We start from the raw sequence: 25877 nt of genomic DNA, 5'->3' as shown, positions 1-25877 counted from the left end.
AAGAGTGAACTACGCTGAGTCCGAATTATTTCAGCTCATAAAAAATGGATCGCATATGCCTTTTGGGGATGAAACGCGGGCTGATTCCGGTGAGAGATTCGGTGGAACCAATGATAAGGTACCCGTCGGGCTCTAAATTTTGGGCAAGTTTATTGAAAAGCTTTTTCCTGTCTTCAGGGGTAAAATAGATAGCCACATTGCGACATAAAATTATATCAAATTTACCCATGCCCGTAAAAGGCTGCATCAGATTAATTTTTCGAAAATTAGCCATTGCTCGAATCTCATCTTTTATTTTCCAACTACCTCCTGCAGGAGAAAAATATCGGTTGAGCTTATCTTTGGCTAAGCCCCTCTCTATTTCAAATTTATTATATCTACCAGCGCTTGCTTGAGCAATCGCGGCGTCGGAAATATCTGTTCCTAAAAGTTTTACGGAGTACCTGGACAGATCACCTAACAATTCCTGCATCACAATCGCAACAGAATAAATTTCCTGGCCAGTAGAACAAGCTGCACTCCATATTCGAAGTGGTGTTTTTATTCTGGGATTTTTCTGCGACCGCTTGTCTACTAATTCCGGCAAAATTTTATGCCGCAACAGCTCAAACGGGCTGTTATCTCTGAAAAACAGAGTCTCATTAGTTGAAATCGCATCAATAATTTTTTTTTCAATAAGTTTAGCAGGCTCGCTTTTTGATTTATTATAAAGTTCGTGATAATTGGAACAACGAAATTCTTCAGCGATAGCATTTAGGCGGGTTTCAAGAAGATATTTTTTAGACTCATCAAGGTGGATGCCTGAAATGTCCTTAATATATTGTGAAAATAATTTTGTTTCTGCTGTTGTAATTTTTAGCATTCGGCCTAACAGTTTTAATTTATACAGCTTTTTCTCAGGCTTAGGACAAGCCAGAGACACCACCTAAAAAGATATTCTAACTTAAATTTTCCTTACGGCACGAATTTCAAGCATTTACCTTTACTGCGCTCATTACTTCTATACATCTTTTTCGTGATCATTCAGCGAAGATCAAAACGCTATCACTCGACCCCAAATTATAACTATTCAGCAGTGCTCCAAATGTTCACAAGCCGACTGATCAACCATTCGTCGATATGTTGAACGGGCAGATCCTAAAGCGTTGGATTGCTGCTGAACAGTTACTCTTTTTTTCAATAAAGGCGTACAAAGATAATCGCCATAGCCGTCAAAGAATTTGTAACTAAATTGAGCTAAGATCCCTCACGCCCTCTTCGTGATGGATCAACCTCACGTTTATTTAAGTGAGTTAAGAATCTCACCTGCAATTTTATCAAGCGGTACCACACTGTCTAACAGACCAAGTTCAGCAGGGGCTTTGGGCATACCGTAAACAACACACGACATTTCATTCTGGCCGATTATATAGGCATTCTTTTGGTTGAGCACCTGTAGGCCCTTAGTACCGTCTGACCCCATTCCTGTCATGATTACAGCCGTTGCCCTACCAACATAAAAATCTCCAACAGAACGAAACAGATAGTCCACGGATGGTTTACATGAGTTTTCGGGCGGATCATCTGTTATCTTCACCAGGCGATTAACACCATCAGCCGCAGCTACTAATTTCATTTGCTTGCCGCCTGGAGCAATATAGGCCACATTTGCAGCAAGTGCTTCTCCATTTTCAGCTTCCTTAACTGTTATCCGGCATTTCTTATTTAAACTGGCAGCAAGTGATTTGGTAAAAACAGGGGGCATATGCTGTACTATAACAATAGGTACCCCTATGTTTGCCGGTAGCATCGGCATCATCCGTGCGAGTGCATTAGGGCCACCCGTTGATATACCAATAGCAATTATTTCTGAACTATTATGCGGTACACGTTGACCAGGTCTTCCAGGTACGGTACTTTTGTTTTTTGTCTGTACAGCAGGTTTTGCTTTAAGCGATTGTTTTTTTACTAAGCGGTTCGTCCCCATTTGACCAATAGCTGTGCGCCCGGTGACAAAGGCCTTTATTAAAGGGGCGAGGTTTTCCTTTAAATATTTTTTACTTTCTGCGATATTTGAGGTGTTTGGCTTAAGAATAAAATCATAGGCACCAAGCTCAAGAGCCTTCATCGTCATGTTGCCACCTTCGCTGGTCAACGTTGAAACCATGATTGCAGAAATATCAGGAGCATGTTTTTGTAAATATTGAAGAACCTCCAGCCCGTTCATCTCCGGCATTTCTATATCAAGCGTTAACAAGTCAGGCTTGAGACTCTTTATCTTAGAGACAGCTATTTTTCCATTGTGTGCGACGCCTACCACTTCAACTCCAGGTATTTCTTTAAGGACATCACTCACAGCCTTACGATATACTATGGTGTCGTCAACAACCAGGACCTTGGTTTTTCTTGTTAACATTTTTGTTTTTAGCAAATTAATTACACACGATTAATGTTTTCTGTATCCATACGAAGTACTTCTTTGATATCAAGCACCCCAATAAGCTTATTTTCGGTTTTGTAAACGCCTGTAAAAAAACTGCCTTGTATTCCACTCATGTTGGCTGGCGCCGGCTCTATCTTGTCAGGCTCTGCCGCCACCACATCACTTAGTTTGTTTACTAACAGCCCTACGTATTCTCCAGGAGCATTGACTATGATATTTCGAGGATCGCTACCCAAATCAGTTTGACCAAGCCCAAGTTTTTTCCCAAGATCAATAATCGTGACGATCTGACCTCGAAGATTCAAGATACCCTGCACATAGTCAGGGGATTGCGGAACTATGGTCATCTCCATGATTTTATTTATTTCCTGAACTTTCAGGATATCCATTCCACATAAGGCGTCACCCACATGAAAAGTGGCAAGTTCTATCATAGTTTTGTTGGATTGAGATGATGGTTTCATTATTTAAAATCTCCAAAGAGGTAAATGATCTTTTGATGCGAATCCCATTGACCTTGTCAACAATGTGCCGGAAATAATGGTCCACAAAGAGCCAGGTGCCCAGTAAAGAGCATAAAAAACGCATATGCCATTATTTTAGCCTATCAATGAGTAGCCTTTTTCGGCTGGGCATATTTATGGACACTTTCCATAAGCCGTTCTTTATCGAGTTTTATATGGTATTCATTGACGCCAACAGCCTCACCTCGCTCGACATCTTCTTGAGCAGCCAGTGTGGTAAGCGCAATAACAGGCAACACACTGTATTCCGGATGCTGCTTTATTTTTTCAGTAAGTTCAAAACCATCCATATTCGGCATTTCTATATCTGTAACAACCAATGTAATTTCGTCATGTTGCTCTTCGATGATATGCCACCCCTCAACACCATCTTCACCTTCAAGTACATTAAAGCCGGCTTCTTCGAGATACCCCTTTACCTGGTTTCTGAAAAAATTGGAGTCTTCAACTATCAGGATTGTGGGCGCTTCGATTTCTGTACCAAAACGATCTTCCAGGGTAATATCCTCAAACCATTGGGGATTGATAGTTTGCACTATTTCAAAAATATCAATCAACATGGTGGTATTACCATCGATAATAGCAGATCCCATTATCCCTGTCTGTTTGAGGGTGACATCATCAATATCTGACGATATTTCGACGGCATCGATTGGGCCGGTAGCTAAAAGCCCAATGTCTTTTCCTGCCAAATGAAAGACAATGACCAGATAGTTGTCCTGGACATCCAGCGGCTGTACCATGGCCACTTCATCTATACTTATGAGAGGCAAGCTGCCTCCACGATACTGCATGACCCTGCGGCCTCCGACATCTTCGACGTCGGTTGATTTGATTTTTTCAACCCGTTCAACCTGATTCAATGGGACACCAAAATTTTCCTGCGGCGAACTGGAAAAAGTGAGTAAGGCTTGCCGGTCTTTTGACTTGGTAATAGCCTCTTTGTTAGCCTCAGAAAGTTGGCGAGCTCTTTCCGATCCTTCAAGAGAAGTCAACCCTGCCATTGATGCGATACTATTTACATCTAAAATCAGAGCGATTCTACCATCACCCATTATAGTTGCACCTGCATACCCTTTACATTGCTGAAGATGCCTACCTAAAGGTTTAATGACAATTTCTTCTGAGTCATGAAGGCGATCAACAATAAGTCCATATTTCATCGCTCCAGTAGAGACAACAACAATATTCAGCGCACTTGCAGGGCCTTGGCGCCGGTCGGTTGTCCTTTTCTCTTTCAAGTCGTTGCTGTCGTCTTCTGATGTATTTTTTTCAATATCATGAGCATGTTCAGCTAACAACCTCCCTGTTCTTCGGTCAGCTAAGTTCTTTCTTCGATCTGTAACTGTGACTTCTTTAACAGGATCAAAGTAAGTACGTTCTATGTCGAACACATCCGACATGCGGATAAGGGGCAAAAGATTCCCTCGCAGACGTACAACTTCCGCATTACCAACCTTTTCTATACGCTCTGCAATCTTTGATGCCGGAATACGGAGCAACTCCTCCAGATTTACCTGGGGAATGGCATAGCGTTCACCACCTGTCATAATAATCTGGCAAGGGATTATCGCCAAAGTGAGGGGGAGCTTAATGCTAATGGTGGAACCCTTGCCAACGTCTGATTCAATCTCTATTGAACCACCAAGTTGATCTAGATTGGTTTTTACTACATCCATCCCCACGCCACGGCCAGAGACGTCGGTTACCTTTTCAGCTGTGGAAAATCCAGGAAGGAGAATCAGGTTAATACGCTCCTTTTCGGACATCACATTGGTTTGTTCCTGGGTAACCAGTCCTTTCTTAATAGCCGTTTCAGCAAGAACATCTCCATCAATTCCTTTGCCATCATCACTGATTTCTATAACCACCTGACCGGCGGCATGATAAGCTTTCAGGACTATTAAGCCTCTAGCATCCTTTCCTTTAGAAAGTCGTTCTTGAGGAGATTCAATCCCGTGATCAACTGAGTTACGAACAAGGTGTGTTAATGGGTCATTAATAGCTTCAATGATTGTTTTATCAAGCTCAACATCTTTACCGACGATGGTCAGGTCAATCTGTTTATTCAACTTTCCTGACAAGTCCCTGACAACCCGAGGGAATTTATTGAAAACATTCCCAATGGGCTGCATTCGGGTAAGCATTATAGCTTCTTGGAGTTCTGAGGTGACCAGGTCGATGCGTTGGCCAACAGTTTCTGCACTTCTGACATCCCCGGAGGTGATGGTCTGGAGAAGTTGGTTTCTGGAGAGCACGAGCTCGCCGGCAAGGTTCATAAGTTGGTCAAGAAGACTGACAGTCACCCTGATTGAGGTGTCGGTTTTGGTCGCGGTTTTTGATTGTGCTTTATTACAGGCAGGCTGGACTACAGTCGAGGGTATTACCTCTGCTTCGACATTCGGTTCAGGTATGGCTGGTTCTTCCTCTTTAAATACAGTTTCGTCACTTACAGCACCAATGGGTGCGTCTGCAATTTCTTCTTCGACATGTTTTTGAGTAATGGGTACCTCTTCTTGTGATTGCTCCTCTACAGCAGGTGAAGATTCAGCGGCCGCTGTTTTTGGTGCTTCGCCTTGCTCATAGATTATATTCAGGGCATCTACATTAGGGGAAATGTCAGCTTTGTTACTGTTACCCACATCCTCAATAAGCTGTTGTAGTTGGTCGGAAGACATCAGTAAAATATTGACTATTTCAGGGGTCGGGACAAGCTTCTCACTGCGGATTAACCCTAATACATTTTCTGCTGCATGTGCTAAATCCTGGATCGCGGTCAGGCCCATAAACCCTGCGCCACCTTTAATAGAGTGAGCAGCTCGGAAAACTTTATTGACCAAATCAACATCTATATCCGCTCCCCCCTCTTCAATGGCGAGAAGGTCGTTTTCTATGTCAGCTAAATGCTCAAGAGATTCCTCGATAAAACCTTGTAATATTTCGTCATCTTCAAAAGTCATAAACAATTCTCCTGCAAGACTAAAGCATGCTTACGGCCTGGTTTGTCAGGCAAAGGGGCAAATCAGTTGAACATACGGTTTTGAGTGTTCACTGTTGGTAAAGTATAGTTGTATTGTACGTATCGGTAAGGGGTTGTACAGTTTTTTTTTACTGGTACAAAAATAACGAAAAGAAAAAAGCAGGTCGACCTCGCTCAACAAACCACACCTGTTAAACACTTCTGAGCTATGTTGAAAAATCGCGCGTTAGTCGGCTCTCTCAGGTCCATCCAAAGTTTTCATCTCGCCAGGATTTCTTATCAATAAAGTTTTTTGCAGGGCAAGGCACAAGCGGCGCAGCAGGTAGCGAAGACTTCGGTAGTAAACCACCGCAAGTGGTTTGCAACGCAGAAGCTGCGGAAAAATCTATTAACTCGAAGGAAGAACTTTTTGCTTGAGAGCAAAACGGATTGTTAATTTTGTAATCGCTCTTTAAGCAGTAATACCAATTGGGTTGGAAAAATGACTAACAGTAATGGCGATAATGAAGATAACTTGAAAGAGGCATTGGGGTGATGAAGGTGAGTAGCGACACTATGGAATTTTGAAAAACTCACCCAGTTCAAAAAAAACAGGCAAAAAAGGAGTGCTCGCCACCCATTCAAGGAGAAAAACCGGCCTGCAAAATTGGTAACTGCAATGGAGAAAGCATCCTCGGACTTCAGAAGACGTATTTCACAGGCCAGGAAGACTGCAAAAATTAATGACCAATCGCGTGGAGCTTAACCTCATAGGTTATGGTTTTGCCCGCAAGCGGATGGTTGTAATCAATGGTTACAGATTCATTGCTAATGCCGAGAACGGTTGCCGGCACTTGCTGCTCCTGCCCATCTTTTTCTATGGAAAGAGAAAGTATCATTCCGGGACGTGGCTGTATTTTATCGCTAAAAGTTGCAAGAGGGACTTCATGAACAAGGGCTTTATGGTAAAGACCGTACGCATCTTCAGGAAATATTTTCACAGTCCTTGTTTCGTTGGGTTCCATTCCAAGTAAGGATGCTTCCACAGCCTGTAAAATTCTACCCGAACCGATAGAAACGGGAATGGGCTTTGATTCCGGTACACTTTCAACAACCTCACCACTGTCTAACGAGGCAGTATAACTGACTAAAACGCTATCTGTAAATTGAACGGGACACATTGTTTTTGATTCCTTATATTAAATGGGTTTAAAATTTGTGTTGTATCATAAACATCCTGCATAGGTTTGACAATAGTGGTAGTTCTTCAAGTCAAGGGTTGACAAAGTCGACAGGAGGGCATAGATATCCTGTGCCGAGCTCTTTAACCCTGATTTCTCATGAACATTTTTTATCATTTCATGAAAAAATATTAACTTCATACCCACGCAATTATAGTTAATGAGATATACAATCAACAAAATGTCTACCAAAGGTCAGTCCATGCGGTAACATCTTCTTCAGTATTTTAGCAGTAAATAGGTAAGCGTAGACTCCTATAGCCTACTATCGGATTCTACGCTTACCTATTTACTACCGAAATTTTTGAACCTGCCACTGACTGAACTGATGGGCAACCGTGAGTGTGGTACGTATCAGGAGTTTTTTTCCCAAAAGAGTAAATGAACACTCATTTGTTCTCCCTTGACCTTTCATTCAACATACTGTTACCAATAGGCCAAGGTTTCGTGCCTTATAGTCGTCGACGCCTGGCAGTCTTATTTTGCCGGGGGTGTAGATACTTGCTCCTGATGTATTTGTTTTAAAAACCAAACGCAGGGTCGAATAACAATGACTACAAACCACTGCATCATGAAAAAAAGATTATGATAGAGTTAGATTTTTCCAAAGATAAAAACGGATTACTTCCTGCAATCGTACAAGACCACGAAACTGGTCAAGTATTGATGCTTGCATATATTAATCAACTGGCCTGGCAAAAAACGCTTGAAACGGGCAAGGCGCACTATTGGAGTCGCAGCAGGGATAAACTATGGCTCAAAGGGGAATCTTCTGGTCACGTACAGATCATTAAAGCCGTACGGGTAGACTGCGACCAGGACACAGTTGTTTTTCAAGTCGAACAACTCGGGGGAGCTGCCTGCCATAAAGGATATCGAAGCTGTTTTTACAGAACAGTTGATAAAGAACAGCTCGTCATCACTGAAGAAAAAGTGTTTGATCCTGAAAAAGTATACGGCAAAAAGTAAAAGCATATTGCATAAGAATTTCCTTTGCCGGAATTCAAGCCATACTGAAAAAAAGCAATGCTGACGTTCGCAAATTATTGATATGCATGAGTAATCATCCGGAATGTACCTTACATTCTGGTTCGCAATATAAGTAAACGAGGAACTACATGAGTTTGTTAAAATTAGGTATACCCAAAGGAAGCCTTGAGAAGGCAACAATAGAACTTTTCGCAAAATCCGGATGGCAGATCAAGTTGATGTCCCGAAATTATTTTCCGGAAATAGATGACGATGAGTTGTCATGCTCAATCTGTCGCCCCCAAGAGATGTCGAGATACGTTGAATCAGGAATGCTTGATGCCGGCATAACTGGAAAAGACTGGACATTAGAGAACGACTCTGATGTGGAGGTGGTTGCTAATTTAGTCTATTCAAAGGTCAGCAAAAAACCAACACGGTGGGTTATCGCAGTTCCCGGTAACTCGGATATCACCAGCGTGGAACAACTGGACGGCAAAAGGATATCCACCGAACTTGTCAACGTCACCCGCCGATTTTTTGATCAACAAGGGCTTAATGTAGATATTTCCTTTTCCTGGGGGGCAACTGAGGCAAAGGCGGTATCAGGGCTTGCAGATGCTATTGTTGAGGTAACTGAAACAGAATCAACAATCAGAGCACACGGCCTTCGAGTTATCCATGAGCTCATGGAATCGAACGTACAATTGATCGCTAACAAAAGCGCGCTCGCAGATCCGTGGAAACGTGACAAAATTGACAGCATGGTCATGTTGCTCCAGGGGGCACTTAACGCAGACCGGATTGTTGGCCTTAAAATGAACGTCGCCGCTGATAAGCTTGACACGGTCATAAGCCTCTTGCCCAGCCTGAACGCACCTACGATTGCACAACTTTACAAGCAGGAATGGTTTTCTGTGGAAACAGTCATTTCTGAGCACCAGGTAAGAGATTTGGTGCCGCAGTTAAAAAAATCAGGGGCAGAGGGTATAATTGAGTACACCCTTAATAAAGTTATCTAAAAATAGTGGCAAATGCCAACCAGACAAGACATGATACAACAGGTTAATTTTAACAAGGTTGCTTTTCTTATTTCCGCGTTCGCGCTTAAGCAGTTGCCGGATACTGGTTATCCTGAAATAGCCTTTGCCGGGAGATCCAATGTAGGGAAATCCAGTTTGATCAACCGTCTGGTTGGCAGAACAAGTTTGGTGAAAACAAGCTCTAAGCCGGGAAAAACCCAGAGCTTGAATTATTTTACTATTGACGACCAGCTTTACTTGGTCGACCTTCCCGGTTATGGGTTTGCCAAGGTATCCAAACAAGTACAAAATCAGTGGCTGGCGCTGATTAACGGTTACCTTGAAAACAGAGAACCGCTAAAAGTGGTTGTGGTTATTATTGATATTCGTCATGAGCTCAAGCAACTCGACAGAGATCTTGTTGACTGGTTGCGATACCATGATATTGCCTGCCAGCTCGTATACACTAAGGCCGACAAGCTACCCAAAAACAGACAGATAAAAAATGCAGCAGCATTGGATGCGGGATTGTCGATTACTGCGAATGACAGAATTGTTTTTTCTGCAAAAACAGGACAGGGGCTTGACGCGCTCAAACAGGAGCTTACCGAGCGCGCCAAAATTGGATAGGAATATTACTGCTCAGATTTGAGCACTGCCAAAAAGGCGCTTTGTGGAATTTCTACGTTACCAACGGTTTTCATGCGCTTTTTTCCTGCCTTCTGCTTTTCTAGCAATTTCCTTTTTCTCGATATATCGCCGCCATAGCACTTTGCAGTAACATCTTTTCTCAGTGCTGAGATATTCTTCCGTGCGACAATGTTGCCACCAATAGCAGCTTGGATTGCAATTTTGAACATCTGGCGAGGAATTTCATCTTGCAGCCTGTCACAGGCATTTAAACCACGTTCACGTGCTTTGATCCGGTGAGTTAACTGAGAGAGGGCGTCTACCTGTTCACCATTGACAAGAATGTCCAACTTCACCAGATCACTAATACGGTAATCAAGCAACTCATAATCAAAAGAGCCGTATCCTTGCGTAACTGATTTCAGTTTATCATAAAAATCATATATAACCTCAGCCAGCGGTAGTTCACATGTAAACTCAATCCGCCCAGGCATTGGGTAATGATAATTGGTATTTTCACCGCGCCGATCCATACAAAGGCTCATGACAGCCCCCATATAACGCTCGGGTATATGGATAGTGGCCTTAATAAAAGGTTCTTCAATTTTGGAAATTGAACCTGGATCAGGGAAGTAGGCCGGGTTATCCACATTGACAACGGAACCATCCTGAAGGTAAAAAATATATTTCACAGTGGGCACCGTGAGAATCAGCGAAATGTCAAATTCACGTTCAAGCCTCTCCTGAACCACCTCCAGGTGCAACAGCCCAAGAAAACCGCAACGAAAACCAAACCCTAGAGCGGCAGAAGAATCCTTTTGATAGGTCAATGCGGCATCATTGAGTTTGAGTTTTTCAAGCGCATTGGCCAAGTCTTCGTAATCCTCTGTGGAAATAGGATAGATAGAGGAAAAGACAACCTGCTGTACTTCGCGAAATCCAGGTAGAGCAGTAGCGCACGGTTCATTTGTCAGGGTAATAGTATCACCTGGGCGCGTATCGGAAACAGTTTTTACCCCAGCGATAATATATCCAATTTGCCCGGCGCTCAGCGTTTTTTGCGGAACTCGCTTAAGGCCGAAGATACCGATTTCCTCTACTCTGTATTCCGCCTCATTGGACATGAAAAGGATGTGGTCACCTGGTTTGAGGGTACCATTAACGATACGGACGGAAATGATCGTACCACGATAAGGGTCGTAATTTGCATCAAAAACCAAGGCCTGCAGTGGTGCATCTACTTTACCCTCTGGGGGCGGTAAAATACGGCCAATGGATTCAAGCAGCTCTTGTACTCCTTCTCCTGTCTTAGCTGAACAGAGCTGGATACTGTCCCCATCCAAGCCTAAATCATCCTCTATCTGTTTTGCTACTTTCTCAGGCTCTGCTGCGGGTAGATCTATCTTGTTAATCACGGGGATAATTTCAAGATCATTCTCCATGGCAAGGTACAGGTTGGCAAGGGTCTGGGCTTCAATACCTTGTGCTGCGTCGATCAGCAGCAATGCTCCTTCACAAGAAGAAAGAGCTCTGGAAACCTCGTAACTGAAATCAACATGCCCGGGAGTGTCGACAAGGTTGTAGGTGTATTCTGTGCCGTCACTTGCGGTAAAAGGAAGGCATATTGTTTGCGACTTGATGGTAATTCCACGCTCACGCTCGATGTCCATGTTGTCGAGTAACTGATCTTTAAACTCGCGATCCGTTACCATCTTACAATATTGGATTATCCTATCAGCAAGAGTGGACTTGCCATGATCTATATGAGCTATTATGCTGAAATTTCTTATATTATCCATCTGCCATCTGTTAGGTTAGGGATTACTTGAAAAAGAAGCGGCTATAAATAGCATAGTTTACGATAAAAAAAAACTCTTCTGCGAATTCTCACTATATTAAAGTGAAAAAAATTAATTAATATAGTACAGTTGTTATAAAGAAATATTCACAGCATATTGCACTAATTGTCATTATCTTCATTCTCCACAACGTAACAGAGTAATTATAAGAATACTTTTTACGAAGTGCCGCCTAAAAGGCAAGTACATGATAGGTTGCGCAATACCAAGCCCTTACCGCTTTTATTATATATGACTAAATCACGAGAGAAAGCTTCACTAGATCCCAATAACGCACAGCATCATCCACTGGTGGTAAGCTCCAACGAAGAGAACCTGCCGGCATTGAGCAATCCTGCATTACACAGGTACCTCCAGGAGATTAGTCAGTATGAGTTGTTAAGTCGCGAGGAAACAGAGGACCTGGCTACTCGTTTTCAAGAAACTGGTGACCCGGACGCCGCGTATAGACTAGTGTCTGCAAACTTACGACTCGTCGTCAAAGTTGCCATGGATTTCCAAAAATACTGGATGCAAAACTTCATGGATCTTATCCAGGAAGGCAATGTAGGGTTGGTACAGGCAACCAAAAAATTTGATCCTTATAGAGGAGTAAAATTCTCATACTATGCCGCCTATTGGATCAGAGCTTACATTCTTAAATTTATTATGGACAACTGGCGCCTGGTAAAAATCGGCACAACACAGGCGCAACGCAAGTTATTTTTCAGTTTAAACAAAGAAAAAAAACTTCTAGAAGCTCAGGGGTTTAAACCAGAGGTTAAACTGCTCGCCGAAAGGCTCAATGTCAAAGAAAGCGAAGTCATTGAAATGGGGCAGCGAATGGATAATTGGGATGTATCTCTTGAAGCACCAGTACGAAGTGACTCTGAAGATGAACAAAAGAGTTTCCTGCCGCAAGATGGTCCCGGTATTGAGGAAATTGTTGCCAGTCAGGAAATGCGTGAGCGTTTAATGGAAATTCTGGCAGGCCTTAACGACAAATTAAACGAAAAAGAACAGGTTATTCTCCGTACTCGCCTTCTAAGCGACGAGCCAAAGACATTGCAGACCATTGCCGACGAATTCCATATTTCACGGGAAAGGGTTCGCCAGATTGAAGCAAATCTTCTTAAAAAGCTGCGTAAACAGCTGGAAAAAGAGATGCCCGACATCCATGATTTTTTTACCGGTGAAAGCATGATTCTCGCCAGTAAGCCCATCAAAGAAACGACCTAATTCTGTCCTTCTTTTCTATTATTTTTTAATTTCTTATAGACTTATATTTTATGAACGTACCATTACTTGATTTGAAGCCTCAACTTGAGGTACTTCGAGCCGAGATTCTTGATGCCGTTACAGGCGTGATTGATTCTACCGGTTATATTTTAGGACCTGTTGTCGAGCGCTTCGAAAATGAAGTTGCTGAGTATACCGGCACAAAATTCGGAGTTGGCGTTTCAAGCGGGACAGACGCTCTGTTGGCCGCATTGATGTCGCTGGATATTGGTGAAGGTGATCGTGTTTTAACGACCCCGTATACTTTTTTCGCCACGATGGGGACGATTCTCCGCACAGGCGCTACTCCAGTTTTTGTGGACATAGAAAAAGATAGTTTTAACGTTGACCCGCGCCTGGCGGCAGAAACGCTTGAAGAAGCTGTCGGCAGCTCAAATCCCATTAAAGCTATTTTACCTGTACACCTTTATGGTCAGTGTGCAGATATGCAACCATTATTAGACCTGAGTAAGCAATATTCGATTCCAATCATTGAGGATGCGGCCCAAGCCATTGGCGCTGAATATCCATTAGAAAAAGATGGCTCCATTGAATGGCACAGGGCAGGGAGCATGGGGATTGCAGGCTGCTTTTCTTTTTTCCCAAGCAAAAACCTAGGTGGAATAGGCGATGGTGGTATGGTTACGACCTCTGACAAGGAATATGCAGCCATATTGCGCTATAACCGTAATCATGGGGCAGAGCCCAAATACTATCATGCCAGGGTTGGAGGAAATTTTCGGCTCGATACTATCCAGGCGGCTGTACTATCCGTAAAACTCAAGCACCTCCAAAAATGGCATCAGGCAAGGCGTAAAAATGCGGCCACCTATAGTTCTTTGTTTACAGATGCAGGTTTAGTAAATGAACCGGTAGAGCTACCACACACTGTATATGGTAAATATGCTGACCATGAGCAGCATAATCACCATATATACAACCAATTTGTCATAAAGGTTCCCAAAAGGGATGCATTACGGGAACACCTAGCAAACAATTCCATAGGTAGTGAAATCTACTACCCATTATGTTTGCACCAGCAGGAATGTGTTTCTGGGATGCCGGGCATTGCTAAGCAACATTTTCCAATTGCCGAAGAAGCGGCCATGACATCTCTTGCGTTGCCGATTTACCCAGAACTTTCTGGAGAACAGTTGGAATATGTTGTTCGCACAATAAAGAATTTTTATCAATAAATCCCCTCCTATATCGGGGAAATTTCCATGATAAACAAAACATTCTGGAAAAGTGCAGTTTTACTTCCGGTTGCCGCAGCCCTGCTGACAGGAAACAACCTGTCAGCAAAGGCTATGACCAGCGGCAATAAAATTAATAATTTGGTACCTGCACGGGACATTTCATATGCTTCAGAAGAAGTTCCAGTGTGGAAGCTCACTTGGGACAAGGCGCGTGAAATGTCCCGCAATGGGAACTATCAGAAGGCACTTGCTAATTTCGCCGTTTTACTGAACAACAAACCAAACCTCGACGAAGCTAGGTGGGAGTATATATCAGTATTGCTTCATCTGGAAAAGTGGTACCAAGCGGAAAAGCAATTGAATCTTTTATTGGCTAAAGGGCAAAAAAATACGCAATATCTTTTTGCCCAAGCAAAAATTGCCCTCCATACCGACAACCAACAAAAGGCGGAACAGCTGTATAGACGACTTCTGACTTTGTTCCCAGCAGGACAAAATAATATTAAAGCGCTCGACGGTTTAAGTAGAGCACTTATCGAACAAGGAAAGCATCAATCAGCTTTGCCGGTCGTTGAAAAGTTAATGGCCAAAAGGCCAGATAACCAGGTATATATTCGCCGTGCAGCTCTTTTATACGTTCAAGTAAAAAGCTATGACAAGGCAGACAAACTATTGTCCCTGGTATATGAAGCTTATCCCACTGATGCAGAAGTGATAAAAGGATGCGCACAAGTTGCAGGGCAACAAGGTGATGAAGAAAAAGCAGCACGTTTTTGGCAGGAACTCATAGCTGTAAAGCCCTATGACAACGCAGCCAATTCTGCCTTGGTCAGTTATTATCAACTCCAGGGTAATCTTTCCATGGAGTTAATCCATCTGGAAAGATTACTACAGACCAGTGACCAGGATATTTCGCTCTCTAAGCGAAAAGCTGAAATATTTCTCAAAAAAGGTCGGGCCGACAGGGCGCTCGAAATATGTGATTCGCTTACAGCTACATATCCAGATGATCAATCGTTGCTCCGCCTGCGAAGATCCTCTTTAGTTGCCTTAGCCACGGACCTGCTTGCACTTGTCGAAAACAGTGGTTCAAAACTCCTGTGGGAAGACCTGCTAAAGGTTACCTATTACAGAGTGGAAGTCTATAAAATTATGGCAGACTTCCTACGAGAAAAGGGAGAACTCAACGAACTGGCAGACATTTTACTCCTTATTGCCAAAGAGGTACCAGAGAGTGATCCCGTGTGGCAGGAACTTGAAGGACTGCTTAAAACTCAGGGCAGGGGCAAAGAATTCGCAGCTTTGCATAAAAAACTTCAGCAAAGTGGTGGCCAGAGTTTCAATTAACAGTTGCAACTATTCACCAGTACCCAAAATCTCCTCGAACTGTCCGCTCAACACTGCGATGTATCGAGGTCGGGGATTATCTGCTAAATCGGTCTGCTTGTGAATATTTGGAGCACTGTTGAACAATCACAGTTTCGGGCAGATTTACAGCTTTTAGATTTTCGTTGAATTACCTACTACTATTTGATGATAATAGCAGGGTTAGCCCGAATTTCTCATCAATAACGTTTTTCACGGAACAAGCTACAAGCGGCGCACCAGGTAACGAAGACTCGGTCAGCAAACTACTGCAAGTGTTTTGTGAATGTAGATCCCGCGGAAAAATATATTGCCCCCAAGGGAGAACTTTTTGATTGAAAACGAAAAACAGGCTGTTAATTGCATAATTACTCTTTAAGCAATAATATCAATTGATTGAATTTAAAATCAAAAAGTTCATGAGAAATTTGGGTTAGGCCACATCCATTAACACGAATATTTCATGAGCATTTTGTCATTTTCAGTAAAGATTAAATCCGGCACTGCCCGAACTGAAGAGAAATCAAGGTTAGACACAGTACCCCTGAAAAAAACAGGAAAGTTTCCGCACTGATTTTTTCCATGGATTGCTTAATGAAAATGTACCTTCAAACACAACAATTTATAGTTAGAGGAAGAAGTAATGGTTGAACGTATACCTATGTCCCTTACAGGAAACAAACAACTTCGTAACGAACTCGATCAACTTGAGAGAGTGGAGCGTCACGAAATAGTTAAGGCTATAGAGGTCGCGAGGGAACATGGAGATCTTAAAGAAAACGCCGAATATCATGCTGCAAAAGAACGACAGGGCATGATTGAAGGCCGAATAATGGAGCTAAAAGATAAACTCGGAAGAGCTGAGGTTATTGACTGCTCTCAAGTGCCCATAGAAAGGGCCATTTTCGGCACCGTTATTACGCTTATGGACATGGAGACCGATGAAGAAATGACCTACCAGCTCTTGGGACCGGAAGAAGCGGATGTAAAAAAAGGATCTATTTCTGTTTTATCGCCACTTGGCAGGTCCATGCTTGGTAAAGAAGTAGGAGATGAAGTAATAGCCAAGACACCTGGCGGAGTTCGTGAATTTGAGGTGGTCGATATAGCTGTTGGCACAATCCAATAAGAGCCTAACCTACACTAACCTACATAATGTTTTGATGTCTTGTGATCAACAGCTCTAGAGAGGGGGTCCTCAGAGCTGTTGTCCACTTAAGCCAGCGAAGAGTGCTGTCAATACTTTGTCTAGTTTAAATCGAGTTGTTTAACTCGATAGACGTTTGCAGAATGCGTGAAATGTTTGTTTTTTACTAAACAGAAGAATTACGACTCATGGTCGGTTTCCAAAACCCCTTGCTGAAAAATAGCTGTTAATTGTTCGGTTACGTCTTCAACAGAGAAGTCCATTCCCATTTCATTACCCGAGCCCCAGATACGGGAAATCTCATCCAATGCGCCAAAGAGTATTTGTTTCGCAATATCTGGTTGAATATCCTGACGGAAAATATTTTTCTGTTTGCCTTCCTCAATAATGGAAGAGACAATGTTTAAGTAATTACTAAAACTATTTTTCCTATAGTCGCGGACAAGTTTATTGGTTTGCCGAAGTTCAATGTGAATAACCTCAGCAAGATTTTTATTTTTTTTCATCTCTTGAAGATGTTTAGCAATAAAAATCTCCAACTTGACCTTGGGGTCGTTTTCTTTATTTATAAGTTCGGTGATTTGCTCGATGAGCTTGCCTATTTCCTGTTCAAAAACAGAAATAAGAATATCAAACTTATTTTTAAAGTAGAGATATATAGTACCGTCTGCAACCTTGGCCTCTTTTGCAATGTCAGAAATTCGGGCATTAAAAAACCCCTTTTTTGCAAAGACCTTGGTCGCAGCACGAATAATTTTTCGATGCTTGTCAGCTGATTTCATTTATATGTTTAACGGGAATTGACCTTAAAATGAATGAGCCCTCATTCTTGAGCGTAACAACAGTGACACTGAGTGTCAAGAGAAATGCCTTCTTTAATTCATAGAATTTAGTACACAATTTATTATTTAAACAAGCATTTCCAGTGCAACCAACCTGTTTTTTACTGGACGAATGCTATATCTTTTTATTAGGTATGCAGGAAAATAATCAACAGCCTAAAATTTTGGCTTAGGAGATTGGATAATGAAAATTTTGGTAATCGGTAGTGGCGGTCGCGAACACGCTCTAGTTTGGAAACTCAAACAATCATCGCGGACAAGTAAAATATTCTGCGCACCCGGCAATGCAGGCATAAGTAAAATTGCGGCATGCGTTGATATCGCTGCCGGCGATGTGGAAAGTCTACTTCAATTTGCGCTCACAGAGTCCATAGATCTTACAGTGGTAGGCCCTGAAGATCCTCTGACAAATGGAATAGTAGATATATTTGAAGAAAAAGGTCTCCGTATTTTTGGTCCATCAAAAGCTGCGGCTGAACTTGAAGCAAGCAAGGCTTTTACCAAGGATTTTCTCAAAAAATACAATATTCCCAGTGCGTCCTACAAAGTATTCAGCAAGCCGGGACAAGCCAAAAAATATATAGATAAAATCGGTGCCCCCTGTGTAGTCAAAGCAGATGGCCTAGCTGCCGGTAAAGGAGTCATCATTGCAGAGAGTAAGGATATAGCAAAACAAGCTGTTGACTCCATCATGAAAGAAAAACGTTTTGGAGTTGCCGGAGAAAAAGTTGTTGTCGAAAGTTTTTTGCGTGGTGAAGAGGCCTCATTTATTGCCTTTACTGATGGTAAAACCGTCTTGCCTTTACCCTCTTCACAGGATCACAAAGCCGCTTTTGAAGGAGATAGAGGGCCCAATACCGGGGGTATGGGCGCTTATTCACCCGCTCCCATCCTAACCGACCATCTGACCATGCGGGTAATGAATGAAGTTATGCTTCCCACGGTGAGGGGGCTTGCGGAAGAAGGACGTCCCTATAAAGGCATGCTCTATGCGGGCCTCATGATTGAGAACGATAAAATTAACGTTCTCGAATTTAACTGCCGCTTCGGTGACCCAGAGTGCCAACCATTATTAATGCGTTTAAAGAGTGATTTGGTTGACGTATTCGAACACTGTATAGACCAAACCCTTGACGAAATAGAGCTTGATATTGACCCACGTCCCACAGTCTGTGTTGTTATGGCATCCGGTGGCTACCCCGGAGAGTATACAAAGGGCAAGGCTATCACTGGCTTGATCAAGGCGAGCAGAGTCAAAAACGTTGAGGTTTTCCATGCCGGAACAACCATTGCCAATAGGCGAACAGTCACCAACGGTGGTAGAGTGCTTGGTGTTACAGCAATAGGTCAAGATATTGAAAAAGCGATTGAACTCGCTTACCAGGCAGTGGACGAGATTACCTGGTCAGAGTGCTATTACCGGCGGGATATTGGTCACCGTGCATTAAAGCGACTAAAACAGCAGGATGGACCATCGGTAGGAATTCTTATGGGGAGCGATTCCGATCTCCCTGTGATGCAAGGTGCTGTAGACGTTTTGAAAAGTTTTAATATATCATATGAAATTCGTATTGCTTCGGCACACCGGACGCCTTCTCAAGCTACAGAATATGCACAAACAGCGTTTGAACGAGGAATAAAATTGATTATTGCCGGTGCAGGAATGGCCGCTCACCTAGCTGGTGTTCTGGCTGCACATACAACGGTACCTGTCATTGGCGTTCCCATTGACGCATCATCGCTTAATGGGCTTGATGCATTACTTTCAACAGTCCAAATGCCTCCTGGAATACCCGTTGCGACCATGGGCATAGGAAAAGCAGGCGCTAAAAATGCTGCCGTATTGGCTGCGCGCATACTTGGAATTACCGACAAAGAGATGCAGGAAAAGCTGACACAGCATGCCCTGGATATGGAACAGCAAGTATTGGAAAAAAATAATGCTTTAAAAACATGATCATCGTACCTGCCGACGAGCAATCAATCCGCCAGGCCGCTGATATTATACGGTCCGGTGGTTTGATTGCTTATCCCACTGAGACGTACTACGGTTTAGGCGTAGACCCTTACAATCAGCAAGCTTTAAGAAAACTTTTCGCAATCAAAAAAAGAGCCGCGCATTTACCTATTCTTGTTTTAATTGCGGATATCAACCAAGCAGAAAGGTTAGCAGTTCTTCCATTGCCGAAGAGTTTTACTCGACTTGCCCTCCAATTTTGGCCAGGACCTCTTACTCTGGTATGCCCGGCTCGACCTGAACTAGCACCCGAGCTCACCGGTGGCACCGCAACCATTGGGATGCGCCAATCTTCTCATCACGTAGCTCAGCAACTTGTCCAAGTTTTTGGTAGACCGATAACCGCTACAAGTGCTAACCTGTCTGGTGGTGCGCCCGCAAACACTGCGGCACAGGTTGCGTCTTTCTTTGGACAAGGCATCGATATTATCCTGGATGGCGGAGAGACACCAGGTACAAAAGGATCAACTCTTGTCAAATGTGAACATGAATCCATTGAATGCATCCGCCAGGGAATGATTGACTTTCAGACCATAAAAGAGAACAACCTCAGTTGGTGATAAACAGAGGCTCAACGAATAGGAGGTAAGCATGGCATCTTTACAGTGGGACAAAAAATTTGCTCTGGAGCAGACAGCTGGTGACCAAGAACTTTTGGATGAACTGCTTATTCTTTTTAGAGATTCTGCTGCTGCAGATTATCAACAATTGGAAGAGGCAACAACAGCCCGCAACATTGAAGGTATTCTCACAGCCGCTCACAGCATTAAGGGGGCTGCTTCAAGCCTGGGTATTGAAGGCATCCGTATATTGGCGCTGGAGATAGAGGAATATGCCCGCGAGGCGCAGCCCATCGAAGAAAAAGTGGCTGGGTTGGGTGAATTACTCGTGCAGTTTAATCTACTTTTGTAAGAAAAAGCGGAGTGTTTTGTAGTGCAAATGGCAGGTGTGGCGATACCTCACCTGCCATTTGCAGGTAACTTGTGAAAAAAATTAAGGTCTTATAATTTCACAATCACATTCAGCGTCAGCAATGTTAAGTAGCAAAAATTTTGCATTGTAGCCACTTTTTATCAACTCTTTATAAGCCATATCCGCCCTGGCTCCGGTTGAACAATGGACATAAATCTTTTTATCTTTGGGTAATTCGTTCATACGAGCAGGGATTTCGTCCAGCGGGATATTGATCGTGTTCTTGAATGTTCCTAATTCTGCAACTTCCTCCTTGGTTCGAGCATCAATGATAATAGCATCTTTGTCTTCGCCTGAAGCCGCTTTCCTGAAATCATCTAAAGACACTTCACCTTTGCCAAGTTTGCGCACCCAGCGTATTTCAGTGTTAAAAATCGGTCCTTTTTCAATCGCTTCCCCTGAAGCTATCCAACCTGCAAAGCCGCCCCGAACAAGAGAGACGAATTTGAATCCATCGTCTCGCATGTCTTCCATGGCATCAAGGACTTCCTGATCACCGTATAGTATGACAGGTGCGTTACGGGGGATATCATCAAGTCGATCATCTAATTGTTCGTACGGAATGGAGTATGCGCCTTTGATACGTCCCTTGACTGCCTCTTCACTGGGGCGAACATCTACGAGAACGACATTGCCGTTTTTGATAAAATCATGGGTGGCATATGTTGGTAAATAAGCCTTAGCCCAGGCTGGTTCACCATCTAAATAAACGCGAACATTTTTATAACCAAATTTCTTCGCCAGACCGGCGGAGGCAGTTGACATGCCTCATGTAGGCCCTCCACAGTAGAAAATCAATAGCTCATTCTTATCAGCAGGAAGTAAGGCTGATTGCTTTTCTTTCAGCATGGGGACAGGGATGGACACTGCTCCAGGGAGATGCGATTGACCATATCGACTGGCCGGCCTGGAGTCAACCAAGTACATCTTATGCGCATTGGTCACTAAGGCACTTAACTCCTCGGTCTTGATTTCTGTAACACCTTGAGGAAGTTTAGCTAATTTTTGTTTAATGACTTTTGCATAAACATCATTTCCGCGTTTTTCAAAAGTAATGATCGCAGCATGCCCTTTAACAGCGTGTTCAACCCCTTTGGTCTGGTCATCAAATTTGACCATCATGGTTTGGGCTTGCTTTCCTTTGCCGACTTCTATTGAAATAGTTTTGGCTTTATTGGATTTGCCGACGATTGTTCCCTTATAGACATTTTTTTCTGCCTGCTGTTGTGTCTGCGAGGCTTTTGGCGTCATTTCCTGCTTGACATCCGGTGATTGTGCACAGCCAAAACTCAAGAGGCCGATAATTAGCAAACCAGGTAACAATTTAATAAATTTTTTATACACCTTTTCCCTCCTTTTCATGGAATTACAAATGTAATGGTCTTCCTCTTTGCTGCCCCTCATACGATTTTTCAATATCCAAGGGGGATTACAATAACTAGTTTATTCTTATTTTTTACACTCGTTTTAATAATGATAATAGCACTTATTTTCACTCTATTTCAAGCGCTGTATAACTCATTGCTATCGATAATATTGACAGCTACCATCAAAGAAATGTTAACTTACGGACATCCTGCGCAAGCAAGTGTGTTTTCAATCAAACTTGAACGGAAAATTGGGTTAAAAAAGTTATTCTACTGTCCGGCAATTGTTTTCGACCTCTTGCCAGTAGGTTTGCAACCGCTTTTCAGACACAGGTGCGGCTGTCCCCAGTTCAGGGGCAAAAACAGAAACACGGAATTCCTCAACAAGCTCCTTGTATACAGCAAGGCATTCCAAACAGGTCTTGGAAGGAGCGGAAAACTCCTTATACTGGGCTAAACGGTTAAGAGCCTTGGTTAGCCTTTCTGCCTTTTTACGGTCTTTCTCAGGTGAATGCTCAGCGCGCTCAACGCGCACTATAAGGGCCTGTAGATACCTGATAGTGTGGAGCGAAAGAGAATATCCGGGTTGAAACAGAAAATCGTGGGGTAATATTTGTTCAAGGGTCAATAGGTATTGGTCATATAGCTTTTGATCAAAACTTCTACTTTTTCTCGCTCTCTGGGCCCAATCGTTAATTTTTTGTTTTGCCTGCTTGCGCTTTTGCAGACTCTCTAAAAACAATTTAGTAACAGGGGCAGCTGCTCTTAAGAGCCCTTTTTTTCGTATTTCATCGACTTTTTCTGTAAATATTGCAGCAGAGGGAAGCTCTCTTGCAGATATGTCAAAAATGCTACTCATAACATAGGAAAAAAGACGGTCTTTCAATTTAGCGGCCGACACTTTGCCGCCAAGAGACAACCAACTTGCCGAGTTGCTCGACACCAGTACTTTACACTCTTTTCTCAGCTGTTTTGCCTCTTGGGGAAATTGCTGACAATACAATGCTTCCACTCCGGCTCTATTGTTTGCCTGGCTATTTGCACTTTCTTTGCCATATTTAAGATGGACCTGGTCCTTTATAGGATCGACTTCCAGGTGTGGAGAAAAAACCCGAATGGCTGCTGAGGGGCCTGCATTTACACTTATTTGTGGGAGAATAGTATCCAAATCATTGGCTGTGATATTACTCATCTCAGGCAGATCAGTTGCAATTTTGTTTGTAGAAGAAGTGACTTCGGTTTTTAGATGGTGATGAATTTCTTTAAAAGACCTTGAAACCAGGCAGCTTTTTCCTTTTTCATCCAGGAAGTCAAACCGCATTTTTAAAAAAAGCGGCAAAGCATCAGGTTGCCAATCAGTCCGTTCCACTTTCAGCCGATAGGATTTGAGCAGTATTTTTTCAATATTTTGATAAAGGGATCCTTTGTACAGTTCCAGAGAATCCATAATTCGGTCGACAGCATCCGGCAGCGGTACCAGGGTTTTACGAATCCTCTTGGGCAGACGCTTAAGTAAAAAAAGAAGCTTTTCCGGCAACAGGCCGGGAACAAGCCATTCAAAAACAGCTGGATTAATGTGATCAATAACCTGGCAAGGGATAGACACCGTCACGCCGTCCTTTTCGTCACCCGGCACAAAGGTATATTGCAATGCAAATGTTAACTCCCCTACCTGTAACGTCGGTGGATATTGATAGAGTTCATCCTCAACAGGCGCGTCAATCACAATATCATCGCTTGTCATCCGCAGAAACGTATCGCTTTTTTTACGCCGCAATAACCTGTTCAGGGTGAATCTGTCATAGACATTTCCAAGCCGACCTTCATAAAATCGGAAAAAATGCTCTTCATCGGCCACAACATTGCGACGCCTAATCCGCTCTTCGATTTCCCGGTACCGACAAAGCAACTGCTGATTAGCTTCTAAAAAAGGATACCCTCTGCCTAGTCGATTATGCAAAAGTGCTTCCCTGATGAAGATATCTTTTGCCTCCTGCCTCGTTACACTGTTCATCCTGCCGTAGTTAACCTTGCGACCACTAATTACCGGTAGACCAAAGAGACTGATATGTTCATCGGCAACAACCCTGCCACTCTTTTTTTCCCAGCGGGGATTGGTCCATGAACGCTTGCACAGCTCACCACCAAGCTCTTCGAGCCATTCTGCTTTTATATTTGCAGCTGTACGAGCAAAGAGTTGGGTTGTCTCTATAAAATGTGCTGCAACGATGTATTCACCACCACTTTTGTAAAGTGCGGAGCCAGGAAATAGAGAAATTTCCTTGTTGCCACTGGAGATGTACAATTTCTTTTCTTTTTTTCGACAAATGTTACGTAAAAATCCACTGGTCAATGCCATGTGAATAGCTTCATAGCCGGCAGGCTCATCAAGTGTTTTGAAATCGGTTCTTTGTTTAAGAAGCCGTGATATCTGCTCAAAGACATCTATCCACTCGCGCATACGCTGCCAGGAAAGATAGCTGTTTTTGCAAAATTTTGACAATTTGGACCAACTGATCTTTTTTTCCTGTTGAAACAATTCGTTCCAGATATTGAGCAGGGTAAGAAAATCAGAGCGTTTATCAAGGAACTGCCGATGAGCTTCATCGGCTTTCTGTTCTTTGTCAAGGGGGCGAACCCGGGGATCTTGTACAGAGAGCGCGGCGGCAATGATAGTGGTCTCCTTGAGAGCGTTTCTTTTGCCGCCTTCTATAACAATTTTCGAGATACAGGGATCTAGCGGTAAAGTTGCCATTAACCTCCCATCTTGGGTGAGGGCATGGCTTTTCTTCAATGCTCCCAGTTCAATCAGGGTTTGAAACCCTTTTCGGATAGCACGTGGCAGCGGCGCGTCGACAAACGGAAATTGGTCTGGTTTGCCTAGCTTTAAGTTAACCATCTGCAAGATAACTTCAGCAAGATTTGATCGCTGAATTTCGGGCAATGTAAATTGGTCGCGACTTAAAAAATCTTGTTCCGGATACAGTCTGATACAGGTGCCGGGACCTGTCCTGCCACATCGCCCCTGACGCTGATTGCAGCTTGCCTGGGAGATTTTAGAAATCCGTAAACTGGTGGTTCCTGTTCGAACATTGTACTTTGAGATACGCGCTAGTCCGGTATCCACTACAAATCGGATACCAGGGACAGTGATAGAGGTTTCAGCGACATTGGTGGCAACAATAATTTTTCTTTTGGAAGATTGCTTAAATATCCTGCGCTGATCTGCAGCCTGTAACCTGCCGAAAAGGGGTAAGATGAGGTTACTTTCGCGTATATATTCATCCAGCCCATCAATGGTGTCAAAAATATCTCTTTCAGTGGGCATAAAAACAAGAATATCACCACCAAAAGGGTCGGTTGCTAAATCGTGAATGACCCGAATCGCCTGCTCAACATAGGTACCTTCCTGTAAGCTATCATCATTTTCATCTTCCTGGTACATGGTCGTAATGGGAAACAACCGTCCTGAAACGGAAACAACAGGAGCATTGGAAAAATGTTTACTGAACTTTTCGGTATCAATGGTGGCCGAAGAAATGATAACCTTGAGGTCCGGCCTTGTAGGAAGCAGTTGTTTAATATATCCAAGCAGAAAATCAATATTTAAGCTCCGCTCATGCGCTTCATCGATAATCAAGGCATCATACTGTTTCAGCAATCGGTCATTTCTGGTCTCTGCAAGTAAAACACCATCAGTCATAAATTTGACGATGGTATTTTCTGTAACACGGTCCTGGAATCTGATCTTATATCCGACCTCATCACCTGATCGTGTTTCTTCAGCTACCCTTTCCGCTACCGAAACAGCGGCGATACGCCTTGGCTGTGTACAACCTATTCTTCCCTTGGTTCCGCAGCCGGCCTCAATGCATATCTTTGGTAATTGCGTCGTCTTCCCCGAACCAGTATCACCTGCAATAACAATGACCTGGTTATTTTCCAGGGTTGAGCGGATTTCTTGTCTATGTTCTGAAATGGGAAGAGTGGGTGGATATGTAATGTGCATAAAAAATAGATTAATACTTGAGAGGAAAAGGGGAATACGAGTATAGTTTATTGCTGAGTATTTTAAAGCTTATCTT

General features: G+C 43.1%; 20 protein-coding genes. 10 read left to right on the top strand and 10 right to left on the bottom strand.

What is annotated here, in order from left to right:
* Positions 1-25 precede the first annotated feature (25 nt).
* From ACHZCY_RS02925 to ACHZCY_RS02905, 5 genes are all read right to left on the bottom strand, one after another.
* Entirely contained in the window at positions 26-862 is an 837-nt protein-coding gene (locus ACHZCY_RS02925) for a CheR family methyltransferase (RefSeq protein ID WP_205221373.1), read from the bottom strand.
* A gap of 417 nt (positions 863-1279) precedes the next feature.
* Positions 1280-2395, bottom strand: a complete 1116-nt coding sequence (locus ACHZCY_RS02920; protein WP_319547767.1) for a protein-glutamate methylesterase/protein-glutamine glutaminase — start codon at positions 2393-2395, stop codon at positions 1280-1282.
* A 20-nt stretch (positions 2396-2415) separates the two neighbouring features.
* On the bottom strand, positions 2416-2886 hold the full coding sequence (locus ACHZCY_RS02915; protein ID WP_205221371.1) for a chemotaxis protein CheW: 471 nt from the start codon (positions 2884-2886) through the stop codon (positions 2416-2418).
* A gap of 143 nt (positions 2887-3029) precedes the next feature.
* On the bottom strand, positions 3030-5906 hold the full coding sequence (locus ACHZCY_RS02910) for a hybrid sensor histidine kinase/response regulator (RefSeq protein ID WP_319547766.1): 2877 nt from the start codon (positions 5904-5906) through the stop codon (positions 3030-3032).
* 739 nt (positions 5907-6645) lie between these two features.
* On the bottom strand, positions 6646-7086 hold the full coding sequence (locus tag ACHZCY_RS02905) for an FKBP-type peptidyl-prolyl cis-trans isomerase (protein ID WP_205221368.1): 441 nt from the start codon (positions 7084-7086) through the stop codon (positions 6646-6648).
* A gap of 642 nt (positions 7087-7728) precedes the next feature.
* On the opposite strand from ACHZCY_RS02905, the gene hisI reads away from it, so the two are divergent.
* From hisI to yihA, 3 genes are all read left to right on the top strand, one after another.
* On the top strand, positions 7729-8115 hold the full coding sequence (gene hisI / locus ACHZCY_RS02900; RefSeq protein WP_369125041.1) for a phosphoribosyl-AMP cyclohydrolase: 387 nt from the start codon (positions 7729-7731) through the stop codon (positions 8113-8115).
* A 149-nt stretch (positions 8116-8264) separates the two neighbouring features.
* Entirely contained in the window at positions 8265-9137 is an 873-nt protein-coding gene (gene hisG, locus ACHZCY_RS02895; protein ID WP_205221366.1) for an ATP phosphoribosyltransferase, read from the top strand.
* 12 nt (positions 9138-9149) lie between these two features.
* Entirely contained in the window at positions 9150-9767 is a 618-nt protein-coding gene (gene yihA, locus ACHZCY_RS02890; protein ID WP_232370892.1) for a ribosome biogenesis GTP-binding protein YihA/YsxC, read from the top strand.
* 5 nt (positions 9768-9772) lie between these two features.
* Here yihA and lepA read toward each other — a convergent pair whose 3' ends face one another.
* A complete protein-coding gene (gene lepA / locus ACHZCY_RS02885; RefSeq protein WP_319547765.1) occupies positions 9773-11566 on the bottom strand; it encodes a translation elongation factor 4 in 1794 nt (597 codons plus the stop codon).
* A 291-nt stretch (positions 11567-11857) separates the two neighbouring features.
* Here lepA and ACHZCY_RS02880 point away from each other — a divergent pair, with 291 nt between their 5' ends.
* From ACHZCY_RS02880 to greA, 4 genes are all read left to right on the top strand, one after another.
* Entirely contained in the window at positions 11858-12844 is a 987-nt protein-coding gene (locus ACHZCY_RS02880; RefSeq protein ID WP_205221364.1) for a sigma-70 family RNA polymerase sigma factor, read from the top strand.
* Positions 12845-12894: 50 nt separating this feature from the next.
* Entirely contained in the window at positions 12895-14079 is a 1185-nt protein-coding gene (locus tag ACHZCY_RS02875; protein ID WP_205221363.1) for a DegT/DnrJ/EryC1/StrS family aminotransferase, read from the top strand.
* 27 nt (positions 14080-14106) lie between these two features.
* Positions 14107-15429, top strand: coding sequence for a tetratricopeptide repeat protein (locus ACHZCY_RS02870; protein WP_205221362.1), 1323 nt, complete (start codon positions 14107-14109; stop codon positions 15427-15429).
* Between the two features lie 661 nt (positions 15430-16090).
* Positions 16091-16576 carry a transcription elongation factor GreA gene (gene greA / locus ACHZCY_RS02865; protein ID WP_205221361.1) on the top strand — a complete coding sequence of 162 codons (486 nt, stop codon included), beginning with the start codon at positions 16091-16093 and terminating at the stop codon, positions 16574-16576.
* A gap of 197 nt (positions 16577-16773) precedes the next feature.
* Here greA and ACHZCY_RS02860 read toward each other — a convergent pair whose 3' ends face one another.
* Complete coding sequence (locus tag ACHZCY_RS02860; protein ID WP_319547764.1) at positions 16774-17376, bottom strand: TetR/AcrR family transcriptional regulator; 603 nt, start codon at positions 17374-17376, stop codon at positions 16774-16776.
* A 244-nt stretch (positions 17377-17620) separates the two neighbouring features.
* On the opposite strand from ACHZCY_RS02860, the gene purD reads away from it, so the two are divergent.
* From purD to ACHZCY_RS02845, 3 genes are read left to right on the top strand one after another with little or no spacing between them, the layout of a single operon-like run.
* Positions 17621-19393, top strand: a complete 1773-nt coding sequence (gene purD / locus ACHZCY_RS02855) for a phosphoribosylamine--glycine ligase (protein WP_205221358.1) — start codon at positions 17621-17623, stop codon at positions 19391-19393.
* Positions 19390-20013, top strand: coding sequence for an L-threonylcarbamoyladenylate synthase (locus ACHZCY_RS02850; RefSeq protein ID WP_205221357.1), 624 nt, complete (start codon positions 19390-19392; stop codon positions 20011-20013). Before purD ends, ACHZCY_RS02850 begins: the two co-directional genes overlap by 4 nt.
* Positions 20014-20044: 31 nt before the next feature.
* Entirely contained in the window at positions 20045-20365 is a 321-nt protein-coding gene (locus ACHZCY_RS02845; protein ID WP_205221355.1) for an Hpt domain-containing protein, read from the top strand.
* Positions 20366-20446: 81 nt separating this feature from the next.
* Here the strand turns inward: ACHZCY_RS02845 and ACHZCY_RS02840 are convergent, their stop codons facing one another.
* The 3 genes from ACHZCY_RS02840 to hrpA form a co-directional block, all read right to left on the bottom strand.
* Positions 20447-21190 (bottom strand): rhodanese-like domain-containing protein, encoded by a 744-nt coding sequence (locus tag ACHZCY_RS02840; protein WP_205221353.1) that lies wholly within the window; start codon positions 21188-21190, stop codon positions 20447-20449.
* Positions 21191-21193: 3 nt separating this feature from the next.
* Positions 21194-21769, bottom strand: coding sequence for a rhodanese-like domain-containing protein (locus ACHZCY_RS02835; RefSeq protein WP_319547763.1), 576 nt, complete (start codon positions 21767-21769; stop codon positions 21194-21196).
* A 288-nt stretch (positions 21770-22057) separates the two neighbouring features.
* Positions 22058-25801 (bottom strand): ATP-dependent RNA helicase HrpA, encoded by a 3744-nt coding sequence (hrpA, locus tag ACHZCY_RS02830; RefSeq protein WP_319547762.1) that lies wholly within the window; start codon positions 25799-25801, stop codon positions 22058-22060.
* Positions 25802-25877 lie beyond the last annotated feature (76 nt).

Origin of the sequence: Desulfogranum marinum (assembly GCF_963675105.2) — a bacterium.
GTDB lineage: Bacteria > Desulfobacterota > Desulfobulbia > Desulfobulbales > Desulfobulbaceae > Desulfogranum > Desulfogranum marinum.
Note: the sequence above shows the minus strand (reverse complement) of the source record. Positions and strands in the feature narration are given on the sequence as shown.

What these genes read in the sequence shown, in the direction of transcription:
- ACHZCY_RS02870 (WP_205221362.1), top strand. Translation starts at nt 14,107, where the DNA reads ATGATAAACAAAACATTCTGGAAAAGTGCAGTTTTACTTCCGGTTGCC.
- ACHZCY_RS02880 (WP_205221364.1), top strand. Translation starts at nt 11,858, where the DNA reads ATGACTAAATCACGAGAGAAAGCTTCACTAGATCCCAATAACGCACAG.
- yihA (WP_232370892.1), top strand. Translation starts at nt 9,150, where the DNA reads ATGCCAACCAGACAAGACATGATACAACAGGTTAATTTTAACAAGGTT.
- ACHZCY_RS02925 (WP_205221373.1), bottom strand. Translation starts at nt 862, where the DNA reads ATGCTAAAAATTACAACAGCAGAAACAAAATTATTTTCACAATATATT.
- ACHZCY_RS02840 (WP_205221353.1), bottom strand. Translation starts at nt 21,190, where the DNA reads ATGTCAACTGCCTCCGCCGGTCTGGCGAAGAAATTTGGTTATAAAAAT.
- ACHZCY_RS02850 (WP_205221357.1), top strand. Translation starts at nt 19,390, where the DNA reads ATGATCATCGTACCTGCCGACGAGCAATCAATCCGCCAGGCCGCTGAT.
- purD (WP_205221358.1), top strand. Translation starts at nt 17,621, where the DNA reads ATGAAAATTTTGGTAATCGGTAGTGGCGGTCGCGAACACGCTCTAGTT.
- ACHZCY_RS02875 (WP_205221363.1), top strand. Translation starts at nt 12,895, where the DNA reads ATGAACGTACCATTACTTGATTTGAAGCCTCAACTTGAGGTACTTCGA.
- ACHZCY_RS02915 (WP_205221371.1), bottom strand. Translation starts at nt 2,886, where the DNA reads ATGAAACCATCATCTCAATCCAACAAAACTATGATAGAACTTGCCACT.
- hisG (WP_205221366.1), top strand. Translation starts at nt 8,265, where the DNA reads ATGAGTTTGTTAAAATTAGGTATACCCAAAGGAAGCCTTGAGAAGGCA.
- ACHZCY_RS02910 (WP_319547766.1), bottom strand. Translation starts at nt 5,906, where the DNA reads ATGACTTTTGAAGATGACGAAATATTACAAGGTTTTATCGAGGAATCT.
- ACHZCY_RS02845 (WP_205221355.1), top strand. Translation starts at nt 20,045, where the DNA reads ATGGCATCTTTACAGTGGGACAAAAAATTTGCTCTGGAGCAGACAGCT.
- ACHZCY_RS02860 (WP_319547764.1), bottom strand. Translation starts at nt 17,376, where the DNA reads ATGAAATCAGCTGACAAGCATCGAAAAATTATTCGTGCTGCGACCAAG.
- lepA (WP_319547765.1), bottom strand. Translation starts at nt 11,566, where the DNA reads ATGGATAATATAAGAAATTTCAGCATAATAGCTCATATAGATCATGGC.
- hrpA (WP_319547762.1), bottom strand. Translation starts at nt 25,801, where the DNA reads ATGCACATTACATATCCACCCACTCTTCCCATTTCAGAACATAGACAA.
- greA (WP_205221361.1), top strand. Translation starts at nt 16,091, where the DNA reads ATGGTTGAACGTATACCTATGTCCCTTACAGGAAACAAACAACTTCGT.
- ACHZCY_RS02905 (WP_205221368.1), bottom strand. Translation starts at nt 7,086, where the DNA reads ATGTGTCCCGTTCAATTTACAGATAGCGTTTTAGTCAGTTATACTGCC.
- ACHZCY_RS02920 (WP_319547767.1), bottom strand. Translation starts at nt 2,395, where the DNA reads ATGTTAACAAGAAAAACCAAGGTCCTGGTTGTTGACGACACCATAGTA.